Annotated in this window: 18 protein-coding genes; 13 read left to right on the top strand and 5 right to left on the bottom strand. The window is 63.2% G+C overall.

Annotated features, from left to right (window positions below; all coding sequences use genetic code 11):
• Nucleotides 1-52 precede the first annotated feature (52 nt).
• Nucleotides 53-931, top strand: coding sequence for a thiamine-phosphate kinase (gene thiL / locus MUG96_RS16415; RefSeq protein WP_246984471.1), 879 nt, complete (start codon nucleotides 53-55; stop codon nucleotides 929-931).
• 25 nt (nucleotides 932-956) lie between these two features.
• Here thiL and MUG96_RS16410 read toward each other — a convergent pair whose 3' ends face one another.
• From MUG96_RS16410 to MUG96_RS16400, 3 genes are all read right to left on the bottom strand, one after another.
• Nucleotides 957-2,099 (bottom strand): site-2 protease family protein, encoded by a 1,143-nt coding sequence (locus MUG96_RS16410; protein ID WP_246984469.1) that lies wholly within the window; start codon nucleotides 2,097-2,099, stop codon nucleotides 957-959.
• Between the two features lie 214 nt (nucleotides 2,100-2,313).
• Nucleotides 2,314-2,553, bottom strand: a complete 240-nt coding sequence (locus tag MUG96_RS16405) for a DUF7123 family protein (protein ID WP_246984467.1) — start codon at nucleotides 2,551-2,553, stop codon at nucleotides 2,314-2,316.
• Nucleotides 2,554-2,869: 316 nt separating this feature from the next.
• Nucleotides 2,870-3,700 carry a molybdopterin synthase gene (locus MUG96_RS16400; RefSeq protein WP_246984465.1) on the bottom strand — a complete coding sequence of 277 codons (831 nt, stop codon included), beginning with the start codon at nucleotides 3,698-3,700 and terminating at the stop codon, nucleotides 2,870-2,872.
• Nucleotides 3,701-3,807: 107 nt separating this feature from the next.
• On the opposite strand from MUG96_RS16400, the gene pyrH reads away from it, so the two are divergent.
• The 6 genes from pyrH (at nucleotide 3,808) to MUG96_RS16370 (ending at nucleotide 11,176) form a co-directional block, all read left to right on the top strand.
• The gene (gene pyrH, locus MUG96_RS16395; protein ID WP_246984464.1) at nucleotides 3,808-4,500 is read left to right on the top strand and encodes a UMP kinase; all 693 of its coding nucleotides are present in this window, start codon (nucleotides 3,808-3,810) and stop codon (nucleotides 4,498-4,500) included.
• The gene (lysS, locus tag MUG96_RS16390; RefSeq protein ID WP_246984463.1) at nucleotides 4,497-6,182 is read left to right on the top strand and encodes a lysine--tRNA ligase; all 1,686 of its coding nucleotides are present in this window, start codon (nucleotides 4,497-4,499) and stop codon (nucleotides 6,180-6,182) included. The genes pyrH and lysS overlap by 4 nt, the downstream gene beginning before the upstream one ends.
• A 39-nt stretch (nucleotides 6,183-6,221) precedes the next feature.
• On the top strand, nucleotides 6,222-8,045 hold the full coding sequence (locus MUG96_RS16385) for a site-2 protease family protein (protein WP_246984462.1): 1,824 nt from the start codon (nucleotides 6,222-6,224) through the stop codon (nucleotides 8,043-8,045).
• A 40-nt stretch (nucleotides 8,046-8,085) separates the two neighbouring features.
• Nucleotides 8,086-10,083 carry a heme-binding protein gene (locus tag MUG96_RS16380; RefSeq protein ID WP_246984461.1) on the top strand — a complete coding sequence of 666 codons (1,998 nt, stop codon included), beginning with the start codon at nucleotides 8,086-8,088 and terminating at the stop codon, nucleotides 10,081-10,083.
• Nucleotides 10,084-10,299: 216 nt separating this feature from the next.
• On the top strand, nucleotides 10,300-10,782 hold the full coding sequence (locus tag MUG96_RS16375) for a pyruvoyl-dependent arginine decarboxylase (RefSeq protein ID WP_246984460.1): 483 nt from the start codon (nucleotides 10,300-10,302) through the stop codon (nucleotides 10,780-10,782).
• A 40-nt stretch (nucleotides 10,783-10,822) separates the two neighbouring features.
• On the top strand, nucleotides 10,823-11,176 hold the full coding sequence (locus tag MUG96_RS16370; RefSeq protein WP_246984459.1) for a DUF5811 family protein: 354 nt from the start codon (nucleotides 10,823-10,825) through the stop codon (nucleotides 11,174-11,176).
• Here MUG96_RS16370 and MUG96_RS16365 read toward each other — a convergent pair whose 3' ends face one another.
• A complete protein-coding gene (locus MUG96_RS16365) occupies nucleotides 11,177-11,386 on the bottom strand; it encodes a DUF8015 family protein (RefSeq protein WP_246984458.1) in 210 nt (69 codons plus the stop codon).
• Nucleotides 11,387-11,493: 107 nt separating this feature from the next.
• On the opposite strand from MUG96_RS16365, the gene MUG96_RS16360 reads away from it, so the two are divergent.
• The 5 genes from MUG96_RS16360 (at nucleotide 11,494) to MUG96_RS16340 (ending at nucleotide 15,873) form a co-directional block, all read left to right on the top strand.
• Nucleotides 11,494-11,730 (top strand): hypothetical protein, encoded by a 237-nt coding sequence (locus tag MUG96_RS16360; protein WP_246984456.1) that lies wholly within the window; start codon nucleotides 11,494-11,496, stop codon nucleotides 11,728-11,730.
• 236 nt (nucleotides 11,731-11,966) lie between these two features.
• On the top strand, nucleotides 11,967-12,611 hold the full coding sequence (locus tag MUG96_RS16355) for a hypothetical protein (protein ID WP_246984455.1): 645 nt from the start codon (nucleotides 11,967-11,969) through the stop codon (nucleotides 12,609-12,611).
• Between the two features lie 72 nt (nucleotides 12,612-12,683).
• Nucleotides 12,684-13,229 carry a hypothetical protein gene (locus MUG96_RS16350; RefSeq protein WP_246984454.1) on the top strand — a complete coding sequence of 182 codons (546 nt, stop codon included), beginning with the start codon at nucleotides 12,684-12,686 and terminating at the stop codon, nucleotides 13,227-13,229.
• Nucleotides 13,226-14,293, top strand: a complete 1,068-nt coding sequence (locus MUG96_RS16345; RefSeq protein WP_246984453.1) for a tyrosine-type recombinase/integrase — start codon at nucleotides 13,226-13,228, stop codon at nucleotides 14,291-14,293. Before MUG96_RS16350 ends, MUG96_RS16345 begins: the two co-directional genes overlap by 4 nt.
• Before the next feature lie 530 nt (nucleotides 14,294-14,823).
• Nucleotides 14,824-15,873: a hypothetical protein gene (locus tag MUG96_RS16340; RefSeq protein WP_246984452.1), complete on the top strand. Its 1,050-nt coding sequence runs from the start codon at nucleotides 14,824-14,826 to the stop codon at nucleotides 15,871-15,873.
• Between the two features lie 36 nt (nucleotides 15,874-15,909).
• Here the strand turns inward: MUG96_RS16340 and MUG96_RS16335 are convergent, their stop codons facing one another.
• Nucleotides 15,910-16,467 carry a hypothetical protein gene (locus tag MUG96_RS16335; RefSeq protein ID WP_246984451.1) on the bottom strand — a complete coding sequence of 186 codons (558 nt, stop codon included), beginning with the start codon at nucleotides 16,465-16,467 and terminating at the stop codon, nucleotides 15,910-15,912.
• 279 nt (nucleotides 16,468-16,746) lie between these two features.
• On the opposite strand from MUG96_RS16335, the gene MUG96_RS16330 reads away from it, so the two are divergent.
• Nucleotides 16,747-16,986 (top strand): hypothetical protein, encoded by a 240-nt coding sequence (locus MUG96_RS16330; RefSeq protein ID WP_246984450.1) that lies wholly within the window; start codon nucleotides 16,747-16,749, stop codon nucleotides 16,984-16,986.
• The last annotated feature ends 309 nt before the right edge of the window (nucleotides 16,987-17,295 follow it).

Genomic DNA, 17,295 nt, shown 5'->3' with positions numbered 1-17,295 from the left:
CTCGCGCTCCCGGCGACCTGTCAATTTTTGGTATCGCACCCGAAGGAGGGGCATGGACGAACGAGCGGCGCTCGCTTTGCTCGGCGAGCGACTCCCGGCCGCCGGCGACGACGCCGCGGTCGTCGGCGAACAGGTCCTCACCACCGATATGCTCCACGAGCGCACGGACTTCCCCACCGGGACGACCAGATACACCGCCGGGTGGCGGGCGGTCGGGGCGTCGCTCTCCGACGTGGCCGCGATGGGTGCCGAGGCCACCGCCGCCGTCGCCGTCTACGGCGCGCCGACCTTCGAGGAAGCCGAACTCGTCCCGTTCGTCGAGGGCGCACGCGACGTCTGTGAGTACGTCGAGGCCGAGTACGTCGGCGGCGACCTCGACGGCCACGACGAGTTCACCGTCGCGACGACCGCCCTCGGCCGGACCGACGACCCCGTCCGCCGGTCCGGTGCCAGCCCCGGCGAGGCCGTCTGTGTCACCGGGACGCTCGGACGCAGCGGCGCCGCGCTCCGGCTGTTCGAGGCCGGCGAGACCGAGCGCGCGAACGACCTCTTTCGCTTCCCACCCCGAATCGTCCCCGGCCTGGCGCTCCGCCCGCACGCGACGGCGATGATGGACTCCAGTGACGGCCTCGCGCGCTCGCTCCACCAGCTCGCCGAGGCCAGCGACTGCGGCTTCGCGGTCGAGACGCCGCTGCCCATCGACGACGCCGTCGATGCGGTCGCCGACGACCCTGGCGAGCGACTCGAACTCGGCGCGTTCTTCGGCGAGGACTTCGAGCTGGTCTTCACCGTCCCGGAGGCCGACCTCCCCGCGGTCCGGTCGCTGGTCGACGTGAGCGTCACGCGGGTCGGGACCGCCACCGACCCGACCGAGGGCGTCCGTCTCGACGGCGACCCGCTGCCCGACCGGGGCTATACCCACGGGGAGTAGGCCGACCTTTGTCGGGAAGTGAGCGTCACACCCTGACGATTTCGAGTGGAATCGGCGTGAAACAGGCCAGCCCGAGCGCGAACGTGAGCACGCCGACGGCCACCCGCGTCCGGTCGAGCGGTTCGTCGCGGACGGGCGTCGTGGGGCCAGCGTAGGCCAGGCCGAGCGCGAACAGACCCCAGACGAACCAGATGAACACCGCGCGGCCGCCCTGTGCGAAAAAGAGGTAGCCCGAGAGGCCGAAGAGGCCGGCCGGGACGAAGGCGCTGAACGTCTCCGTCCGCTCGCCGAGGATGGCCCGGACGATGTGGCCGCCGTCGAGCTGGCCGACGGGCAGGAGATTGAGGAACGTGATGAACATCCCGATCCAGCCGCCCATGACGACGGGGTTGACAGACAGCGACGGGTCGGCGTACCGGAGCGGCTGGCCGGTGAGGTCCGCGAGCGCGTGCAGGAGCAGTGGGTAGTTGAAATCGACGAAGACGGCCTCGCCGCTCTCGGGGATGGGGATGGAGACGGGGTCCATATAGAGGCCGACGACGGTGACGACGCCCGTCGCGACGAGCCCGGCCAGCGGACCGGCGACGCCGATGTCGAACAGGGCGCGGCGGTCGGGGATGCGCCCGCGCATCTTGATGACCGCGCCCATCGTCCCGAAGATGGTCGGAAACGGGATGAAGTAGGGCAGGCTCGCGCTCACGCGGTGGTACCGGCTCATGACGTAGTGGCCGAGTTCGTGGACGCCGAGCACGCCGAGGACGGCGACGGTGAACGGCCACGCCTGGACGATGGCCGCCGGGTCCGCGCTCACGTCGATGCCGTACCACCAGTGGCCGGCGAACAGCGTCGAGACGGCGGTCAACACGAACAGCGCGACGTTCAGCCACGGGACGCCGTCGAGACCGACCGACTGCGGTTCCGCGACCAGTACGTAGTTCCCGGGGAGCACCCGTGGTCCGGTCTCGGGTTCGTATCGGCGACGGAGCGAGACCTCGTACCCGTGCTCGCGGAAGACCGGCCAGAGGTCCCGTTCGAGCGCGTCCGAGTCTGCCGTCGGCTGGCCGACGTACAGGACGGCGTCCCCGTCGCGTCTGACCTCCCGGACGCGAAACGCCGACTCGATGCGCTCGACGGGCGGCGCGCCAGCCGGGGCTTCCCGGGCATCCATCGACCACACGTACGACAGGAATCGGGATAAATCCGGTGCCCGATTCGGCGGCGAAACCGGACGACGACAGCCCCGTCGGTGTGCGTGTGAAAAACGGGGAGAACGTCGGGGAGTGGGGGGTCCGGGGAACCGGGGCGGGCCGCTCGGGGGAACCGGTGGCGGAGCGGCCCGGGGAACCGCCGTCGGGCGGGGGTCGGTCGCGGTGCGGTGTCAGTTACGCGGGTTCGATTCGCCAGGTGGTCGCGCTCGTGTACGACCACTTCTCGATCTCGATCTCCTTGGCGGAGTCTTTCAGTTTGACCATCAGGGCGCCGATCTCCTTCGGGGAGAGGCCGACCTCGTCGGCGATGAACTTCGATTTGAAGTATATCTCGCCGTCGCTCGCCTTCTGGTTCAGGTACGACTTGAGTCGCTCTTCTTTGCTGTCGGTGGAGGGCTGCGTTGTTGCGCTCATGTCTGACACCTCACTTCCCCCTTCCCGCCACCACCCCATATAAAGGGTGGAAGCTTCGGTGCGTTTAGGGTCTGTTTCCGACCTTTTGCGGTTCTGTTGGGTCGAAACCGACGTTTTAAAACACCATCAGACACCTTTAGACGTTTTACAAACTTCTCTGACCCTTCTATTTCCCAATCCCGGGAACGGCGTCAGACCTCCGTGTGACACCGCTTGCTCCCCATCAAAGAAGGATTTTGTTGCCGGTTTATCGCGAGTTGGTCCGTCGAGCGCACAGCCGCCCCCCCGGCCGCCGAGCCGTTCGGGCGGGGTCGTGTCACTCCCGTTCGTGGACCCAGAACTCCTCGTCGACGGTGACCTCCTTCTTGAACAGGGGGACCTCGTCTTTGAGCCGATTGATGCCGTCTTCCACAGTTCGGAACGCCTCTCCGCGGTGGCCGGCGAGGACGACGACGAACACGATGTCCTCCCCGTAGTCGATGACGCCCGTGCGGTGGTGCATCACCACGTCGAGGACGCCCTCTCGCTCTTCCAGCTCCGCGCTGATCGCCTCCATGCGGTCGTCGGCGACGCCCTCGTACTTCTCGAACTCCAGGGACTTCGTCGGCTCGTCGTCGGGCGAATCCTTCGCACGGACCCGGCCGGTGAACGTGGCGATTGCGCCGGCCCGTTCCGCCCGCGGGGATTCCTTGACACGCTGGACGAGCGAGCCCAGCGTCTCGTGGGGTTCGGTCTCCGCCAGCGCGTCCAGTATCTCGCCGGTGTCGATGGCGTCGGCCGTCTCGCCGGTCGCCAGCGCCTCGCCGCGGTGCTCGCGGTCGCCGAGCACGACCTGCGGGACTGCGGCGCCGCTGTACCCCTCGATGACGACGTAGTCGTAGTCGGGGGCCAGGTCGTCCAGCGTCTCCCCGAGGCTTCTGTCCGCGCCGGCAGCGAACCAGCCGTCGTCGTCTGTGAGACCGTAGGTCACGTCGGCCCCGGCCGCGCGGTGGCGGGCGGTGTCTTTCCCCGCCGTGTCCACGTCGGGTTCGTGGGTGCAGTGTTTCACCGTCGCCACCGAGCCGCGCTCGCCGAGCCGGTCGACCAGCCGCTCGACGAGCGACGTTTTGCCCGCGTCCGAGGGGCCGACTACGCCGAGTACCTTCATGTTCTCGCCCTGGCGCGCGAGGCGGATAGCCTTTCGGCTCGTGGGCGACCCGGTCGAGCGTCCCGGAGTATCAACCCTTAAGCCCGCCTCGGGGCAACCCGCGGGTAATGAAAGTCGTCGTCTCCGTCGGCGGGAGCGTTCTCGCGCCCGACCTCGACCCCGAGCGCGTCCGCGCCTACGCCGACGTCATCGAGTCGCTGGCCGACGAGGGCCACCAGCTCGGCATCGTCGTCGGCGGCGGTCCGACCGCCCGCGACTACATCACGACCGCCCGCGAACTCGGCGCCAACGAGATTCAGCTCGACGAACTGGGCATCAGCGTCACGCGTCTGAACGCACAGTTGCTCATCGCCGCGCTCGGCGACCGGGCCGCGCCGACCCCGCCCGAGACCTACGAGGAGGCCGGCGCCGCCTTCCACCGCGGGGACATCCCCGTCATGGGCGGCGTCGCCGCCGCACAGACCACGGACGCCGTCAGCGCCGCCGTCGCCGAGTACGTCAACGCCGACCTGCTCGTCTACGCCACGAGCGTCCCCGGCGTCTTCAGCGCCGACCCCAACGAGGACCCCGACGCGACGAGGTTCGACGAACTGAGCCCCGCCGAACTGGTCGACGTCATCGCCGACATCGAGATGGACGCCGGCAGTAACGCCCCCGTGGACCTGCTCGCGGCGAAGATCATCGGCCGCGCCGGCCTCCGGGCCATCGTGCTGGACGGCACAGAGCCCGAGGCCGTCGCGCGGGCCGTCCGGGCGGACGACCACGACGGCACCGAGATACGCCCCGGTGATCCCGAATGAGCGCGGAGGGGAGCGACGACGTCGCCACGGAGTGGACCGACGAGGAAATCTACGACCCCTACAAGAGCACGGCGAGCGAGCGCGCCTTCTGGGCCGACGCCGTCGCCGATGCCATCGAAGCCAGCGACCCCGCCGACCCCATCGTCATCAAGGGCGGCGTCTCGCCCTCGGGCGTCCCGCACATCGGCCACTTCAACGAGATTCTGCGCAACTACTTCGTCGCCGAGGCGCTCCGGGACCGCGGCCACGAGGTCCGGCAGGTGTTCACCACCGACGACCGCGACCCGCTCCGGAAGATTCCCCGGACGCTCGCGGATCTCGACTGGAACGTCGTCGACTTCGGCCACGACTCGGTGGACTCCGGCGCTGTCGGCTCGAACCTCGGCAAACCGTACACCGACATTCCCGACCCGTTCGGCTGCTGTGACTCCTACGGCGACCACTTCACCCAACTTCTGCTCGACAGCGCCGAGCTGGTGGACGTGCCCGTCGAGTTCGTCTCGAACACCGACCTCTACGAGGAAGGGGCCTTCGAGGACGTGACCGCGCACCTGCTCGACCACCGCGAACAGGCCCGCAAGGTCCTCGCCGAGTACCAGGGCAGCGTCGACGATGAGTACGTCCCGTTCACCCCGCAGTGCGGCGAGTGCGGGAAACTCACCGGCCGGGTGACCGACGTGGACCTCGACGAGCGGACCGTCGCGTACGTCTGTGAGGACGTAGAGGCCGGCGACCGCCCCATCGAGGGCTGCGGGCACGAGGGGACGGCCACCTTCCGGGAGGGCAAACTCCCGTGGCGCTTCGAGTGGCCCGCCCAGTGGCAGGTGCTGGGCGTCGACTTCGAGCCGTTCGGGAAGGACCACGCCGAGGGGTCCTGGCCCAGCGGCGTGGACATCGCCCGGAACGTCCTGGACGTCGAACCGCCGGTCCCGATGGTCTACGAGTGGTTCACGCTGAACGGCGACGCCCTCTCCTCGTCGTCCGGCAACGTCGTCACCGTCGCCGAGGTGCTCGACCTGCTCGAACCCGAGGTGTTCCGCTACTTCTTCACCAAGGACCCCCGGAAACAGCGCGATTTCGCCATCGGGACGCTCGACCAGCTCGTCGACGAGTTCGACCGGCTCGAACGGGTCTACTACGGCGAGGTCGACGCCGACGAGGACGAGCAGGCCCTCGCCGACCGCGTCTATCCCCTGCTCGTCGACGAGGTCACGCCCGAGCGGTTCCGGATCCCCTTCACCTTCGCCGCCGTCCTGGGCATGACCGACGACCTCGAACTCCGGGAGACGATGGCCCGCCGGGAGGGACACGTCCCTGAGGACGCCCCCGTGGACGCGGTCCACGACGCGCTCGCTCGCGTCGAGAAGGCCCGCGCCTGGGCCGAGCGCACGGACAACGAGTACAACTACCGGCTGGCCGAGGACCTTCCCGCGGTCGATGTCGACGCCGCGACGGAGGCCGCGCTGGACGACCTCGCGGACTTCGTCGAGACGACCGACGATGGCGAGGAGATTCAGGGCGAAATCTACGAGACGGCGAAGCGCCACGACGTCGAGGTGGCCGATTTCTTCGAGGCGGGTTATCGGCTCTTCCTCGATACCGACAACGGCCCGCGGCTCGGCCCGTTCCTCGCGGCGCTGGACGAGCAGTTCGTCCTCGACCGGCTCCGCCGGGAGGCGTGAACGGAACCCTCTTGACCGACAGGCTCCACGATTCGCACGATGGTACGCACGCTGACGTGGGTGCTGGCCGGTGTGCTCCTCTATACGGTCGTGTTGATGGCGTTGCGGACCCGCGGGATCCTCCCCGAATCCGTCCGGGTTCAGGGTCCGCTCACGACGATCCACACCAAGCGTGGTCGCGCCTTTCTAAACTGGCTGGCGCGGCCGAAACGGTTCTGGCGCGCCTGGGCGAACGTCGGCGTCGGCTCGGCGCTCGTAGTGATGGTCGGCTCGTTCGTCGTCGTCATCTTCACGGCCATCCAGGCGTTCCAGCGCCCGGAGGCACAGCCGGTCCGGAACCCACAGAACGTGCTCGTGATTCCCGGGGTCAACGAGTTCCTCCCGCTCGCGGCCGCCCCGGAGATCGTCTTCGGCCTCCTTCTCGGCCTGGTCGTCCACGAAGGGGGCCACGGCCTGCTCTGTCGCGTCGAGGACATCGAGATCGACTCGATGGGGCTTGCCCTCTTCGCGTTCATTCCCGTCGGGGCCTTCGTCGAACCGGACGAGGAGAGTCGTGACCAGGCCGACCGCGGCGGGCAGACGCGGATGTTCGCCGCCGGCGTGACCAACAACTTCGCGATCACGATTCTCGCCTTCGTCCTTCTCTTCGGGCCGATCATCGGCGCGATCACCGTCGTCGGCGGTGTGCCCGTCGGTGACGTGGCGCCGGAGTCCTCCGCCGACCAGGCCGGTATAGAGCGCGGCGACGTGATCACGAGCGTCGACGGCCAGCCGGTGACCGACGAGGACGCCTTCGACGCCGTCCTCGCGAACACGAGCGGGCGGTCGGTCGAGATCGGGCGCAAGGACAACTCGACGGTGACGGTCGAGCGGACGCTACTGCTGACTAGAGCCGTCTCCGGCATCCTGGACGGCCGGCTGGCCGACGAAGGGGTCGACCTGAGCGGCGACTCACCGCCGCGGATCACGGCCGTCAACGGTTCGGGGGTCTTCACCGAGCGCGACTTCGACCGCGCGGTCGTGAACCGGTCGGTCGCGACCATCTCGACGACGGCCGGAAACGCCACGCTCCCCGTCGGCGCGCTCGTCACGCCCGTCGCGGACGACGTCCCGCTGGTCGCGGCCGGCGCGCCGCCTGACAGGTCGGTCATCGTCACCAGCATCGACGGGACGCGCACGCCGGACTGGGAGACGCTCCGGGACGAACTCCGGGCCCGCGACCCCGGCGACACCGTTCGGATCGTCGCCTACGTGCCCGGCGACGACCGCGACCGCCCGGTCACCTACGACGTGTCCCTCGTCGCCGACGAGAACCGCCAGTGGCCCTCGATGGGCACCGTCCCGAGTTCCGGGACGAGCGGCATCACCGTCGACGACATCGGAATCGACGCGTACCCGGCCGAGACGTTCCTCGCGGTCCTCGGGGGCGGCGGCGAGGGGGCGACCGACCCCTTCGGCGGCAACATCGTCCAGCGCGTGCTGTTCGTGCTCGGCCTGCCGCTGATCGCCGCGATCTCGCCGAACATCGCGTACAATTTCGCCGGGTTCGTCCCGATGATCGCGAACTTCTACGTCCCGAAGGACGGCGCCCTGCTGGGGGCGCTTGGCGGCTGGCTCTTTACCCTCGCCAACGCCGCCTTCTGGACCGGGTGGATCAACCTCCAGCTCGGCTTCTTCAACTGCATCCCCTCCTTCCCGCTCGACGGCGGCCACATCCTCCGGACGAGCACGGAGGCGGTCGTCTCGCGGCTCCCCATCGAAGGCGGCCGCCGGCTGACGACCGCGGTGACCATCGTCACCAGCCTGACGATGGTCGCGGGGCTCGTCGTGATGATCTTCGCCCCGTCGCTGCTGGCCGGCTGAGAACGGAAGCCTCCTTAGGGCGCCGTTCGAACGTCCGCGTATGCCACAGCGCGATCCGCCGCCGACGGACGAGGGCTGGTACGCCCTCCACGACTGCCGGACCATCGACTGGGACGCCTGGGCCAACGCCCCCGAGCGCCGTCGCCGTGCGGCCATCGACGAAGGTGTCGCCCACCTCCAGTCCCACGTGGACGTGGAAGACGCAGAAGAGGGCCAGTCCGCCCTCTACAGCGTCGTCGGGCACAAGGCCGACCTCATGATCGTCCACCTGCGGCCGACGATCGCCGACCTCGAAACCGCGGAACGGCGCTTCGAGCGGACTGCACTCGCCGAGTTCACCGAGCAGTCCTACTCCTACCTCTCGGTCACCGAGGCCTCGGGGTACACGGAGAAGGCCCGCGAGTACTTCGAGGGCGAGGTCGACGAGGACTCCGGCCTGCACCAGTACATCCAGGACCGGCTCCATCCCGACATCCCCGACGCGGAACACGTCTGTTTCTACCCGATGAGCAAACGGCGCGACCCCGAGCAGAACTGGTACGACCTGCCGTTCGACGACCGGGCCGAGCACATGAGCCGCCACGGCGACCTCGGCCGCGGCTACGCCGGCAAGGTCAACCAGATGATCGCCGGGAGCGTCGGCTTCGACGACTGGGAGTGGGGCATCACGCTCTGGGCCGACGACCCCACCGACATCAAGGACCTCCTCTACGAGATGCGGTTCGACCCCTCCAGCTCGAAGTTCGCCGAGTTCGGCCCCTTCTACTTCGGCCGGCGGTTCCCGCCCGCCGACCTCGGGGCCTACCTCGCCGGCGAACGAGTCCCGGCCGACGACGCCGAGGGGGCGACAGCCGACGCGGGCGCTGGGGCGGCCCCTTCGCCGCGCGGCGGCGCGAGCGACGACGCCGGCCACGCCGCGGGCGGCGACACGGGTACCCACGGCGGCGCCCATCCCGGCAGCGCCAGCCAGGGTGACCATCCCCACGGTGGCGACGACCACCCCGACGACGCCGAGGGCGCCGACTCCGAGCACGGGACGGACCCAGACCACGGCGGGGACGACCACGACGACGCCGAGGAGCGGGACGTGAGCGTCCAGTCCGACGCCGACATCCAGCAGAAACTCGCGACGCTCGGGCTCTACCCCGGCAACGACTACGAGGAGGGTGCGGTCGGCATCGTCCTCTACTCCGAGGCCGACGCGGAGGCCCTGGCCGACGAGGTCGACGGCCTGCGGGGCAACTTCGAGCACTACGACACCCACGTCATGACGACCGTCCGCGCCAACGAGGGGCGGGCCGCCATCGTCTCGGTCTGGGACACCGAATCCGCCGCCGAGACCGCCTCCGGCTTCCTCAACGATCTCTCGGGCGTCGTCGAGGGCTACCGCGGCCGCCTCGGTGAGGGCGACGGCGACGCCGAAGCAACCGACGCCGCCGACGCGGAGGCCGACGCCGAATCCATCCGCGAGGAACTCGCCGACCTCGACGTGTACGCCGGGAAACCCCACGGCGAGGACGTGTACGCCCTCGTTCTCTACTCCGAAGCCGATACCGAGGAGCTGTTCGCGGAGGTCGACGACCTCCGGGACGGCTTCGACCGCTACGACACCCACCAGGGGACGAACGTCTACGAAGCGCGGGGCGACGGCCCGGCCGCCGTCGTCTCGCTGTGGGACACCGAGTCCGCCGCCGACACCGCCTCCGATTTCCTCACCGACCTCCCCGGCATCGTCGGCCGCGCCGGCGACGAGGACGGCTTCGGCACCATGGGGATGTTCTACACCGTCGAACCCGCACACCGCGAGGACTTCGTCGAGAAGTTCGACACCGTCGGCGAGGTGCTCGCCGAGATGGACGGCCACCACGGGACCGACCTGCTCGTCAACCACGAGGACGAGAACGACATGTTCATCGCCTCCCTGTGGGCCTCGAAAGAGGACGCGATGGGCTTTTTCCGCTCCGACGACTTCGCCGACACCGTCGACTGGGGCCGTGACGTGCTCGCCGACCGGCCGCGGCACGTGTTCCTGGCCTAGCACGTTTTTCCGGCGGGGGTTTCCTCGCTCGCGCCTTCGGCGCTCGCTGCGGGAACCCCCGCCGGAAAAACGTGCGCGAAAAAACGGAACTCGCGCTCTGCGCGAGTTCCGTGAACCGCGCTCACTCCGTTCGCGCGGATGCTCGCCTCGGCGCGTGCCTTGCTCGTCCCCACACACTTCGAAACCCCTTACCTTCTGCCCGGGCTTGCCTCTCCTATGAGCACCATTCGGGTCGCGTGGGGGACGGCCACGGGCCCGACGGCGACGGCGTCCTACGACCGGGCGCTCGCCGAGGCGAACGTCCACGACTTCAACCTCGTGACCGTCTCCTCCGTCATCCCCGCCGACGCCAAACTGGAGGTCGTCGGCACCGCCCCCGACCTCGGGGCGGTCGGCGACCAGCTGACCGTCGTTCAGGGGCGCGCGACTCACGGGCCGGGCGAGGCCGGTGCGGCCGGCATCGGCTGGGCCCGGAGTGCGAGCGGGCGCGGCATCTTCTACGAGGCGGACGGCCCCGACGAGGCGACCGTCCGCGAGCGAATCGAACGCGGTCTCGACGCGGGCACGGACCTCCGGGACTGGGACTGGCTCCCCGGCGATTCGGACGCCGTCGTCGTCGCGGCCGACCCCGACCCGGACGCCCACACGACGGCGGTCGTGGTGGCTGCCTACGGGGAGAGCCGTCCGATTCTGCGGTAGCCGGCGGTTTTTTACGTGCGTCTCGCCTACGAGTGGGAGAATGTACGGAAACGCCCCTTTCGCGGGTGCTGACGCCGAATCGCCCCTCTCCGCGGACCAGCGGCGCCGCCTCCGCCAGGACCTCGCGAACGTCGCCGCGCGCACGCGGAAACTCCTCCCCGACGACTTCGCCGTCGGGACCGAACTCGCCCACGGTTCCGAGGGTCCCCACGCCACCGTCGCCGTCCAACCGCCCATCGGCTCCGTCGTCAGCGCCGGCTACTCGCCCGAAGACGAGGCCGACACGACAATCGGCGAGGACGAACGCGCCGAACTCGCCCGCGGCCTCGCGGCCAGCGCCGCCCTCCAGATGAAAGAAGCGATGGGCGACGACACCTCGCCCACCGCCCAGTAGCTACGTTTCGCTTCTTCCGTTCCCGACCGGCGGCCGCAGAAACAGCGCGTAGCCCACCGCAGCGGCCGCCGGCAGGCTCCCGACCGCCAGCGCGAGATGCATCGGCACCCCGAGCACCCCGACCGCGAGCAGGGCGAGCAGGAGCGGCCCGGGAATGAACGAGAGGACCAGATCGGGCGTCGAGAGCGACCCGAGATCGCGTCCGAGCATCGCTTACCTTCCTGTTGTCTCGCTGGCTAATTAAATATTATTACTCCCGCGAGACGCGCCGTCGGTCGAACCCCGGCCTATTTCCGTCCGCTGTCGGTCAGAGATGTATGGGTATCCTGGATTCCTTCGGAGCCTTGGTCGGGAGTATCGTCGCGTCGATCGTCCTGCTCGTGTTCGCCATCGTGAGCTTCTTTATCACCGTCTTCATCGTGCAGGTCGGTGCGGGGCTGGCGGGCTACTCGCCGAGCGGCGACTTCGTCGCCCTCTCGGCCGCGGTCCTGGCGACGGGCGCCATCGTCGCCGGCGCGACGCCGATGTCGAGTCTCGCGGGCGTTGAGGAGTAGGGAAACGCGCTCACTTGCCCCAGAAGACACGGAATTGTGTAGACATACGCCCACACGATTTCTTTGATCTACCAATGATTTGGATCGTGGGTTATGAATAGACAAGGACCCCTACCGTGCTAACCCTTCTCTTGGCTGCTCGTGATTTTCCATACTGGGTAACGGATCGCAAGTCAAAACCAAACGGATGAGCTGAAGAGACAGGTATTTGGCTTGTCCGTGAAGTGGTCTGTATCATGAGTCGGTGGACAATTGTCTCGATTATTCTTACTGTGGTTCTAATCGGAATCCCGACCGCTGCGAATTTTTATCCTCCTATTTTTGCGGGCATTGCCGAGCGATTACCGCTCAACGTCATCCTCACATGGATGGCCCGAATGGGAATTCTCTCTCTTGGATTACTGGGCGGTTGGTGGGCAAGGGGATGGTCGATTGATCAGGTGGGATCAGATGATGGCGACGAGGTAGCTGTTTCCGAGATTGAAGGGTGTATTCAGACTGGCGAAAGTTGCTGGCGAGGGAGCGCGGAGATTTCATCAGATGGAATCGTTGACATTGGGCTTGAAAACAGAGCGTATTGCCCAAATTGCCAGACGGTAATGTACGACGGTGAAAGTTCCCGTGGCCCAGTGAGTAGCGAGATCGGTTTATGGGACTGTCCAAATTGCAGCCACACAGCTTTTGATGAGGGTCATCCCTATGGGGATGCCGAGAAGCTTTTTGAAAGACATATCCGCCAAATTGTAGAAAGCGAAGGAGAGGAATATTCGCTTGAGAACCTCATCGACGGGATAGATAGAGACGTTACACCAAGGCGAATCTGGGAGCAGTATGCGAGTGTAATTGACGATTCCAATGTTTCAATGAATTGCTTCCCATAGTGACTAACGTATTGTGTATACATTCGTCAACACATTCTAGTGGGTGGAGCTTGTGGCTACGGACGTGGAACGATGAGCGAACAAGTCCATATCCGCGTGGGTGAATCCCGACATCAGAAGTGGGTCAGCCACGCCGAAGCAGAGTATGACGGCAACATGTCGAAACTGATCCGCGCCGCAGTCGAGAAGGAAATCGATGGCGCGTTGGACGGCGGCAGTCCCTCCGACGGCGCGGAGACGGTCGAGGCAAACGGGCGGATAGATGACATCCTAAACGGTGTTGAGGACAACGGAAGCACCCTCGAAGCGATAGAGGACCGCCTTGAGAACATGCACGACACCATGCTTTCCCAGGGTGGTATCCCTAACAAGGTGTTCTCTGATGTATACGGCGCACTACCCGTGGTGGAAGAAGGCTTCGAGGGGGCGGACAAGGACGCTATCGCCGTGAAGTTCGGAGCAACGGCGGCTGAAATCGCAGATGACGCGGGTGTGTCGGAACTTGAAGCAGGGAAGGCGCTCGTTCAACTCTACTACGAGGACGATTACAGCGACGTGCAGATGTTGATGACCCACGAGTTTGACGCTCCACACTACTGGAGGGAGGTGGGTCAATGAGTGCCATGGACCCTATCGAGAGTTTCCGCGAGAGTTACGTACTCCGTTCACAGTCGGATGCGGCAGAGAACACAGTAAAACGCCACGTCCGCCACCTTCGCAAGTTCGAGATGTGGCTTCAAGACCGTGGGAAGGAGATCACTGGGGAAATCGAGGTGGAGGATGATTTACTGCGGTTCCATCGGTGGATGAAACAGCGGGGTGCGGGGACCAAGTGCCCCGAGTGCGAGACGATGGCGGACCCTTTCGAGGACCTTTGTCCCGACTGCGGGGCCGACGTGTCGGAGGGTGAACCCGTGGGCTACTCGGAAGGGACGATCAAGAACGCTACGGGTGCCATTAGCAAGTTCTTTCAGATACAGCGTCCAGATGATCCCAACCCCGTAGACCAATGGGAAACCACGGGGTCGGACGGCAAATGGTCAATCACCACGGAGAAGAAGCGGGCCACTCGGGAGGGTGTGTTCTACCTCGAATCCGATGAGGTAGACCAGCTCATTGAGGCGGCAGACGGCTTTCGGGACAAACTGATTATCCGTATTTTAGTATCCACGGGCATGAGGCGGTCAGAGTGTATCAGCCTGCGGCTCAGGGACGTTGAGCCTGACCAGAAGTATATCCTCATCTACGAGCGTAAGAACGACGACTATCGGAAGGTCGGGTTTCGCTCGGACAAACTGGCGCGGGATCTCCAAATGTGGATTGATCACTACAGAGAACAGGAATACGGGGCCGCGGAGAGCGACTACCTCTTTCCGCCTGACGGGAAGGGCAACAGCGACCACCTGGGTGAAACCGTGGTGCGAGACATCGTGGTTGAAGCGGCAGAAAGCGCAGGGATTCAAGACGACTACGGGACTGACGCGATGGGTAGAACGCAACATCTGGTAACGCCGCACGCTCTACGGGCCACGTTCGCTGTCCAATGCGCTAAGAATGGAATTCCCGCGCCGATGGTCAAAGAGGCGTTGGGCCACCACTCATTGAACGTTACGGACATCTATACGTCCGTGATTGACGACGATGCAGCAGACATGATTCGGCGCGACGGACCCTCATTCTGAAATCTGGTGTATTGAAAAATGTGCGCTGTGAATATTCCTGTGTAAGATGATTCTCCCCAGTAATAACAATTCAATTCTAAGGCACTTCACAGCCGATTGTAGCGGTTCAAATCATCACCGAGTAGGACACACCGTCAAAAATCCCGAGCGGCTTGTGAAGCAATCTGGGCGGTTCTGAGGGATCCGTGAAATTGAACCTCATCACCATGGTCCCGACTCGAAGCCCCCCGCACGGGCGGCCGCACACACGCGTGAACCGGCCATGGTCGTGGAGCGACAGGAACGTGGTGTTACCACTATAGTATTATTTCGCCCTATGTCGCGCACACGCGCAAGCCATGGCCGTACCAGAATGTGTCCTTATTACTCATCAGAACTATCGTCGCCTATATTGTTCGCCGCCATCTGAACCAATACTCTCCACCGAGGCTGAATCATACCGTCGAGAGTTGGTGGAGGAGAAATGATCAGATGCACCTGAGAGTTTCGGCCGCAGAACCCTTTTGTGTGAATTTGACTTCAGTATCAGCATGAGCAACGAGGAGCCACCCCGACCGTCTCCTCCTCCAATTGAGACGCAAGAGGTTACACATCCTGATAAATATGTGCTGGAATTTACAGGACCATACTCATTCAGGGTCCCCAATTCAATTGACGAAGAACAACGAGAGGCGGCATACACAGTAGTTTTAGATGATATTGAAGCTGAACTCCGTCTGGGAGAATCAGAGGGTGGTAGAAGTGCGTTCCAGGGAGGTGGGGCCGCCAGCTTCCCCCGTGACAGACATGGACTTTTGTTGAATCAGACTGTCCAGATTCATCTTTCAGAGGATTACATCGCCGCGCTACCTGAAGGGATAGAAGAACCTGTGTATGAAGATATGATTCTTGGATCGAGGACTACTGGGTTACACGAGCGACTAATTAATGATTCTGTTGAGTATTATGATAGATTTATTGAGTGTTACAAAGTCGTGACCGAAAGCTACTGGATGAGGGCGGTGATACCTAACGAGATCTTGAATTTTACAATCAAAAAGGTAGAAGATGGAGATATTATTGAGGAAACCAGTGTAGGTCTCTCTGGAGGCATGTTGCAAATGGGAACGATTTCTCCCGAACAAGATGGTGCATTAAGAAAGAACCTCCAAGAAGAGAACAACGTAACGATGTCCCGACAACTTGATCTTGATATACGGGACAAGATGGACCTTGGAGAATATACTATTGCTGTATACAACTCTAGTCAACTGTTTGAATTTTGGACTCGTAGAGAATACATGAAAATGTTGAGAGCTGAAGGGAAAACGAAAGAAGAAGCAGAAGATAGAATGTGGGACTCTGGCAGTGATCAGTATCACCACATAAAAACGATGTATGATATGATAGAGTCAGATATTGGGGTAGATATTAAGAATACCAAAGAGTGGGAGTTGTGGTACACCCACTGCCGAGATACGCGAAATGAGTTAGTCCATGAGGGTCGGCGAGCTGAGGAGATAGATGCAATATACGCATACTACTATACTCAGAAAGCAATGAAGGAATTTAAACAGCGATTCGTTGATGCGTTCAATTGACTGGAGTGAGGCTTGAAGCAACGTATATTGAATATATTACTTCACGTCAAACCAGTGGTCTAATCGCCGCCAAGGTGTGACGTAGCCATCACCGAGATCGAATCTAATTCGACCGCTGTTTACGATGAACTCGTTGACTCTTATATCACGGGCAAGTCGGTAATGAAGATGGTCTTCGTCGTCCAATAGGGCGAGATTGACGAGTACGACAATAACGACAACTCCCACGGCGGGGAGGGAGCCGTCCCCGAGAATAGCAGAGAAAACCCACTCGATATGTGGGTATAGGATGATCGCTCCAACAACGAGAGAGGAGTATCCAAGATGAGATAGTTGGTAATACCCCTTGCCAAGGCTTTCCTGCTCCATGTAGTGAAGGAATCCCCACCCTCCTAGAATCAACCCGAAGTCTGCATACAGCCCAAGCCAGAGGCCCGATTTTCCAATAGTTAGGAAATGGACGTTGAGGGCCAATACGTTGGTGAAACACGTCACTCGACTCACGTAGTGTTTCTCGACAACGTACCCGATGAGGAGTAAGGATAATTCGGGAAGGAGGACCGCAATCGACTTGGGGAGTAGGTCAATAAGCATACCAGGAACGTTCACAATCCAAACACTACTAGATTACTCCGTCGATATACCTCACTTACCTCTCGTGTGAAAACCCTCCCTTCAGATAACCACGTGTGGGGCTAACCCGCTCACTAATCTTGATTCGTGAGAGTAGCCACCGCTACACGTTCCACCGACTTGAATCCAACACGGAGATCTTGTTGGTAAGCTCGATACCTCGAATATGGGTGAAATGAGGGGTCTATACTCTCGAAACGGCGTAAAACTCTTGAATACCAATCCACTCGTACCAAATGTATGACAGTCCCTTGGGGGAAGATAGCCGCTTTCGGATCGCTGCTCACGTTCCTTGCCGTGGCTCCTTACCTGTTCGGGATGGTCAGTATCACCTCCAGCATGAGTCTGCAGAATGCGGATGTAGCGATGGTTCAGCAGTTGGTCTACCTGTTCGCGGGGGCCGTCAAGGCAATGGTCCCGCTCACCATCGTGGGGGCCTTTGTATTCGTATTCTTTCAATTCGCGGGCGAAATGGCGTGAAACCCTCAGAAGGAGAGCGAGTTGTCGGTTCTTCAACTTTCCGTCAATCCTGCATCTACTCTGAATTCCCACATCATCATGTAGAAGATCATGCAAAGGATTGACCACCCCACGACTGCGACCAATCCATATTCAGTGGAACTATTCGTTTGACTCATTGCCACAAGTCCGCCTCCCCAAAAAATCAAAATGCCTGTTGTAACCGCTGGGTCGATATAGCCTAACAGCTCGGATATTTTCTCTCCAAGCCAACTCAATATTCCCATGTTTTCAAATTGCAGGCTATCTGTTTTAAAACGGGGCGTTTTT

It is taken from the genome of Halorientalis marina, assembly GCF_023028345.1.
GTDB classification, from domain to species: domain Archaea; phylum Halobacteriota; class Halobacteria; order Halobacteriales; family Haloarculaceae; genus Halorientalis; species Halorientalis marina.
The sequence above is the reverse complement of the archived record's forward strand: the minus strand, read 5'-3'. Positions and strand labels throughout refer to the sequence as shown.